The sequence below is a fragment of the Staphylococcus sp. EG-SA-2 genome, assembly GCF_017152085.1.
This window is the reverse complement of sequence record NZ_JACYHC010000276.1, coordinates 1-7418: the sequence shown is the minus strand read 5'-3', so window position 1 is coordinate 7418 and position 7418 is coordinate 1. Positions and strand designations below refer to the sequence as shown.

Genomic DNA, 7418 nt, shown 5'->3' with positions numbered 1-7418 from the left:
TTGATATCTCCTATACCATTCCCCGTCGTATCATTAAACGACTTAGGATAAATTTGATATACAACGGATTTTCTCCAATCTATTTCTTTCGACACACAATTACCACCTTATAACGTAATAAAGGACGTCCAAATAACGAACGCCCCTTTTTTATTTTATTAATCTTCAACAATTTCTTTCGCTTTTTGTTTACTAAAATGAGACATCACAATTGTTAGTATACATGGTACAACAATAGCAATAGCTGTCACAATAAGATATACTGGCCAAAATTCTTTTTGAATTGAAATGAATGCTGGCACGCCACCAACACCAACTTTTCCAAGTACGTTATTCATACCAACGATTGCCCCCAATACACAAGACGTTGATATCGCAGCGATAAATGGATATTTCAAAGGTAAGTTCACACCAAACATAGCTGGTTCAGTAACACCTAACATACCAGAAATACAAGATGTTAATGCCAAGCCTTCTTCTTTAACCATTTTACGACGTTTATAGACAAACCATGCTCCAAATGCTGCAGAGCCCTGACAAATATTGGAAATCGCAACAATTGGCCATAAATACGTACCACCTAAGCTGCTACCCATCAATTGGAAATCTACTGCTAAAAACATATGGTGTAGTCCTGTAATTACAAGTGGTGCATATAACAATCCATATATTGCTCCGCCAAGCCATCCTGCATGTTGGAATATAAATGTAACACCAGATGTAATACCTGTACCAATCAATAATGCAACTGGTCCAATGATAATAAATGCTAAAAATCCAGTAACTAAAAGCGCTACGGGTCCAACGACCAACATTTTTATCGAATCGTGAACGACTTTATTTAATCCTTTTTCAATTTTAGCTAGAACATAAGCTGCAATTAAAACAGGCAACACTTGACCTTGGTAATTCAACTGCTTAATCTCTAAGCCAAATAAGTTCCACGTCGGAATATTCCCTTTTGCCAAATCATACTGAGATACTAATTGCGGATGCATTAAAATCAAACCTAAGACTATGCCTAGAATCGGACTACCACCAAATACACGCATACTACTCCAACCAATTAATGCTGGTAAGAAAATAAATGCCGTACTCGCAATCACATTAATGATGTTTGAAATATCAGCAATTTGCGGATACATCTCAATAAGTGCTTTTGGACCAAATAAACCTTTCATTGTAAGTAAATTATTGATCCCCATTAACAAACCAGCTGTCACAATCGCAGGTAATATTGGTATAAAAATATCCCCTAACAATTTGATCAAACGTTGTACTGGATTCCCTTTTTTCGCAGCTGCTTGTTTCGCTTCATCTTTCGAAGCTTCTTGAGCACCTGTTTCATCAATAAACTGCTTATACACTTCATCGACTGTTCCTGGACCAATGACAATTTGATATTGATGGTCTGCTTTGAACTGCCCCTTGACCAACGCGTTATTACTTAATGCGTCTTTATCAACTTTGCTTTCATCTTTAAGCACTAAACGTAATCGTGTTACACAATGCGTTGCAGCTTCAAGATTTTCTTTTCCCCCAATAGCGCTTACGATGGCTTTTACATCTTCTCTTTTTACAGCCATATATTTCACTCCCTTAATGTCTTAAAACGAGTATAACTTGTCTAGACAAGTTATGTAAAGGCTTTCAACAAATTATTTTTATTTTGTCACATGATCTGATACAGCTATTTTAGAAAATCAATAGGCCATAACGACATATGTAGCAATAACTCCTCGCTACAATTGCGTGATTAACAATACCTCACCACGCTCTCACCATTATAAAGTGTAGATGCATGGCCAACTCCTAAATTGAAAAATGCATATCTATAAATAGCAAACTTGCCCACACAAGCCATCCATCATATTTCACAAAACAAAAAAGACATTTAGCTATGTATATTGCACAAGCCAAATGCCCTTCCAATCTCAATGCCCTATCATTTCTATAGCTAAAAAAACGAGCCATTCAAAGACAAATAAAAAAGGCAAATACTCAAAATTTGAGCACTTACCTTCATTATATATAGTATTTAATATAAATATTGATGGCGGAGGAAGAGGGATTCGAACCCCCGCGAGCCGTTAAGCCCCTGTCGGTTTTCAAGACCGATCCCTTCAGCCGGACTTGGGTATTCCTCCTAAACACAATATTTATCATATATGAACGTTCTGTAAAAGTCAATATTGTTTTTAAGCATTACATGATTACCACAAATCATTGTCTTCCACTACAGTTGACCTATAAACGAATGTAAAAAATCACTACTTATAATTAATCGATTTGTTGTCTTACAAACCTTTGTTTTTAGGTTACAAAGATGGCATGTGACGTTGATAGATACTAGATTATTTCAAACTCGATTCAGCATGACACAACGTCAACGTAACCACCATTTCCATACAAAGATTATACACAAACTTTACTCGCTAAATACTGATCTACTGCTTTCGCTACGCCTCTACCTTCTTTAATTGCCCATACAACTAAACTTTGACCACGTCTAGCATCTCCAGCAGCAAATACCTTTTCATTATTAGTTTGATAGTTTGTATCATCCGCCACGATTCGATTTCTATCCGTTTTAATGTTAAAAGCATTCGGTACTGTTGGTTCTGTACCTTCGAAGCCGATTGATAATAATACAAGGTCAGCAGGCCAAAATCTTTCAGGTCCTTCTTTCATGACCATACCATTTTCGCCTTGCTCTAAAATTTGAGTATACAAACCACGTATGTGTCCTTTATCGTCAACATCGTAACGCATTGTTTGAACACCATATGCACGTGGTTCCTTACCAAACTTAGCTTCGTACTCTTGGTGCGCATAGTCCATTTTAAACACCGGCATTGCTAAAGGCCATGATGCATTTTCTGTAAATGTAATTGCTTCTGGCAATTTCGTATATTTATTAAATTGAACAATCGATTTACAATTTTCTCTTAATGCTGTCGCTACACAGTCTGCCCCTGTATCACCAGCACCAATGATAATGACATTCTTATCTTTTGCAGTTATTGTAATATCATCAATTTCTCCATTTAACAGCTGCGTTTGTTCAGTTAAATAATCCATAGCGAAATGTATACCATCACCCATGCGTCCTTCTAAAGGTAAATCTCTACCTTTTTGTGCACCAGTACATAATATAATGGCATCATACTCAGATTCTAACGTTGCTTTATCAATATCAACGCCTACTTCAACACCATTAATGAAAGTAATGCCCGCTTCTTCCATTAACTTAATACGACGTCGAACCACATCTTTATCAAGCTTCATATTTGGAATACCATACATTAATAAACCGCCTGATTCTCTAGCACGTTCATAAATAGTCACTTGATATCCTAGTAGATTAAGTTCTTCAGCAGCAGTTAATCCTGCTGGACCGCTTCCAACGATTGCCACTTTTTCATCTCTACGGCGACTCGGAACTTTCGGCGCTACCCAACCATTTTCAAAAGCTTCATCAATAATTGTGCGTTCAATACCTTTAATCGCAATCGATTCTCTATTAATCTTCATCACACAAGCACTTTCGCATGGTGCAGGACATACACGCCCTGTAAAGTCAGGAAAGTTATTTGTTTCGCTTAAGCGTTCATAAGCAGTTTTAAAATCTTGATGATACACTAAGTCGTTCCATTCAGGAATGTAGTTTCCAATTGGACAACCTATTGTTTCCCTACCATACTGTTGTCCGGTTTGACAAAACGGCGTTCCACAATCCATACATCGCGCACCTTGGATAGAGGCATCTTCTTTAGTAAATCGTTGTTGATATGCTTTATGATGCTTCAAACGGTCTACCAGTGATAATTCACCTAAGTACTGTTTGTCATACTTCATAAATCCTTTAAATTCACCCATCGTATCTCCCCCTTTCCTTAATACACAACGGCTGGTTTATGTTTAGCGTCGATTGTTTTACTGTCATCGTAAAATGCAGCTAACATCGCTTCATCTTCATTGTCATGTAATGATTTGTGCAAATGAATTTTTTGCATCATTAATTGATAATCTTTAGGAATAACTTTAACGACGACATCTTCAATGCGATCAAAATGTTTTAACACATGAATCGCTCTCGTACTATTCGTGTGTGACACATGTTCTTCCAGCATTTGCTTAATGAATGCTTTTTCTTCTTGGTGTTTAATCTTTGTAAACGAAAGCGTATCTAGTTGATTATTTTCAACAAAAGCTTCTACATCAGACGGGATAACGTAAGCAATACCACCACTCATACCTTGACCGAAGTTCTTACCTACATCACCTAAATTAATGACATGTCCACCAGTCATGTACTCTAATCCATGGTCACCGATACCTTCAACGACAACATCTACACCACTATTTCTAATACAGAATCTTTCTCCTGCACTACCGTTAATAAATGCCTTACCACCTGTCGCACCATAGAATGAGACGTTACCAGCAATAATTTCATTTTGTCGTTCTTCAAAAGGTGCTTTGACAATGACCGTACCACCAGATAATCCTTTACCAACATAGTCATTCGCATCTCCAGTATGATGAATCATTAAGCCTTTCGGTGCATATGCTGCAAGACTTTGACCAGCATGACCATTCGTATAAACATTAATTGTATTTTCAGGAAGTCCTGCTTCTCCATATTGTTTCGAAATCTCACTACCTGTAATAACTCCTACATCACGTTGTTCATTATTTACTGTAAAGCTACCTGTATAGCGACGTCCTTCAGCAATATATGGCTTCGTTACTTCATATAAATTTGTTAAATCAAATCCATGCTCAAGATTATGATTTTGTTGAATTTCTTTTGTGTTTGGCCCATCGAAAGGACATAACAGTTTTTCAACATCAATACTAGCCGCTTTGCTATTCGCTTTTAATGTTGATGATCGTTGTAATAAATCAGTTCTTCCAACTAAGTCTTCTACACGTTTCAAACCTAAAGATGCTAAAATTTCTCTTAATTCTTGTGCAATAAAATGCATAAAATTAACAACATGATGTGCTTTACCTCTATATAAAGCACGTAAATCTTTGTTTTGAGTTGCAACTCCTACTGGACATGTATCTTTATGGCATACACGCATCATAATACAGCCCAACACCACTAATGGTGCAGTTGCAAATCCAAATTCTTCCGCTCCAAGCGCACATGCGTACGCTACATCTTTACCAGTTAATAACTTACCGTCTGTTTCTAACTTAACACGACTTCTTAAGTCATTTAGTTTTAATGTTTGATGTGTTTCTGCTAAACCAATCTCCCAAGGAACACCGGCATGCTGAATACTCGTTTTAGGTGAAGCCCCTGTACCACCATCGTAACCACTGATGACAATTTTATCTGCAAATGCTTTTGCCACCCCAGATGCAATGGTACCAACACCTGTTTTCGAAACTAATTTTACCGCGATATCTGCATCTTTATTCGCATTTTTCAAATCATGTATCAGTTGCGCTAAATCTTCTATTGAATAAATATCATGATGTGGCGGTGGTGAAATCAGACCGATACCTGGCGTTGACCCTCTTGTCTTTGCAATCCACGGATATACCTTAGTACCAGGTAATTGACCACCTTCACCAGGCTTTGCACCTTGCGCAACTTTAATTTGAATTTCTTTGGCATGTTGTAAATAATCACTAGTTACACCAAAACGCCCAGAAGCAACTTGTTTAATCGCACTTACTTTGTTGCTTCCATCAACTTGTACTTCATAACGTTTTGCATCTTCGCCACCTTCACCACTATTACTCTTTCCACCTAATTGGTTCATGGCTTGTGCTAACGTTTCATGTGCTTCCGCTGAAATCGATCCATAACTCATCGCCCCTGTATTAAAGCGTTTGACAATGTCACTTACCGGTTCAACTTGGTCGATGTCAATCGGTGTACATGCTTTAAATTCAAGTAAATGTCTAATGTGATCTGTTCTATTTTTGTTCACCGCTTCAGAGTATGCTTTAAATTGCGCATAGTCATTTTCTTTACATGCGTGCTGCAATAAGAAAATAGATTCCGGATTAAAAGCATGATGTTGACCTTGTTGTCTCCATTGAAATGTACTACCTGATGCAAGATAATTATCATCACTTTGTTGACGTGCTTTATTTTCAGCATCAATTTGATCAATCGAAATACCCGATAACTTAGACTGTGTCCCAGTAAAATAACGATCAATCACATCATGAGACAAGCCAATCGCTTCAAATATTTGTGCACCTTGATAACTTTGCACTGTCGAAATTCCCATCTTAGCCATTACTTTAATGACACCTTCTGACAATACATCCGTATATGTCTTAACATTATCGACAACGGTGCCTTGTAACCCTTCTGTCAATGTCAGTTGTTCAACTGTACGTTGCGCTAGGTATGGCACAATTGCATTCGCGCCATATGCGAGTAAACAAGCAACATGATGCACTTCTCGTGTCTCACCAGATTTAGCGACTAAACTTGTAGACATACGTAAATCTGCTTTAATAAGTAATTGATGCACATGACTTATTGCGAGTAACATCGGCATTGCAAAGCCATTGCTATCAACTAATCCACTGTCATCTAACACTAGAATTTGAGCGCCTTGCTTTACAGCATTCACTGCTTCTCGGCCTAATGCTTCTAACGCATCTTCCAAATCCCCTTCATATACCGTTGATAAATAAGTTAATTTAAAATGTTCCTGATCAATCGCTGCTAAGTGTGATTCATTCAATACCGGCCTTTTCAATTGAATACGATCTAAAACCGTTTCGTCAGGTGCTAGTAAGTTACCTTCGCCACCTAAATAAGAAAGTTCACTCGTTACGATTTTTTCACGATACGCATCAATTGGTGGATTCGTAACTTGTGCAAACAGCTGTTTAAAGTAATTAAATAGTGATTCTGGTCGCTCGTTCAACACTGCAATTGGCGCATCATATCCCATTGCACCGATAGGATCCTTCTTACCTTCTACAAGTTCCTGAATATACTTATGAATCTCTTCTTTCGTGTATGCAAACTGACGTTGTAATTTAAATAACGTCTCATCTTTCCATTGCGAATCTTGATATTGTATATTTTCAAAATCAAAGTCAACTTTATGGTTATCAATCCACGCTTTATATGGTAATTCTCCAGCAATCGCACCTTTCAAATCATTATTTTCAATGACTTTATTCTGTTTAAAATCAACAAGCAATAACTTTCCAGGATTCAATTGACCTTTAAAAGCAACATTACTTTCAGGTACGTCCACAACACCCACTTCAGATGAAAAGACAATAAAGTTATCTTTAGTAATCGTATAACGACCTGGACGTAATCCATTTCTATCTGTAAGCGCGCCAAGTTTGTCACCGTTACAGAACGAAATCATTGTAGGACCATCCCACGGTTCCATTAAATAACTATAAAATTCATAAAA

At 37.3% G+C, this 7418-nt stretch carries 4 protein-coding genes and 1 tRNA gene; all 5 read right to left on the bottom strand.

The features are described 5' to 3' along the window. A partial coding sequence (locus IDG60_RS22030) for a hypothetical protein (RefSeq protein WP_346767029.1) occupies positions 1 to 95 on the bottom strand: 95 nt, incomplete at its 3' end. Between the two features lie 63 nt (positions 96 to 158). Beyond that, positions 159 to 1586 (bottom strand): PTS system trehalose-specific EIIBC component, encoded by a 1428-nt coding sequence (gene treP / locus IDG60_RS02690; protein ID WP_000279363.1) that lies wholly within the window; start codon positions 1584 to 1586, stop codon positions 159 to 161. Between the two features lie 468 nt (positions 1587 to 2054). Beyond that, a tRNA-Ser gene (locus IDG60_RS02685) sits at positions 2055 to 2147 on the bottom strand. Positions 2148 to 2415: 268 nt separating this feature from the next. Further along, the gene (locus tag IDG60_RS02680; protein ID WP_000503590.1) at positions 2416 to 3879 is read right to left on the bottom strand and encodes a glutamate synthase subunit beta; all 1464 of its coding nucleotides are present in this window, start codon (positions 3877 to 3879) and stop codon (positions 2416 to 2418) included. 17 nt (positions 3880 to 3896) lie between these two features. Then, positions 3897 to 7418: glutamate synthase large subunit (gene gltB, locus IDG60_RS02675; protein ID WP_206160472.1), on the bottom strand; the 3522-nt coding region annotated here is incomplete at its 5' end.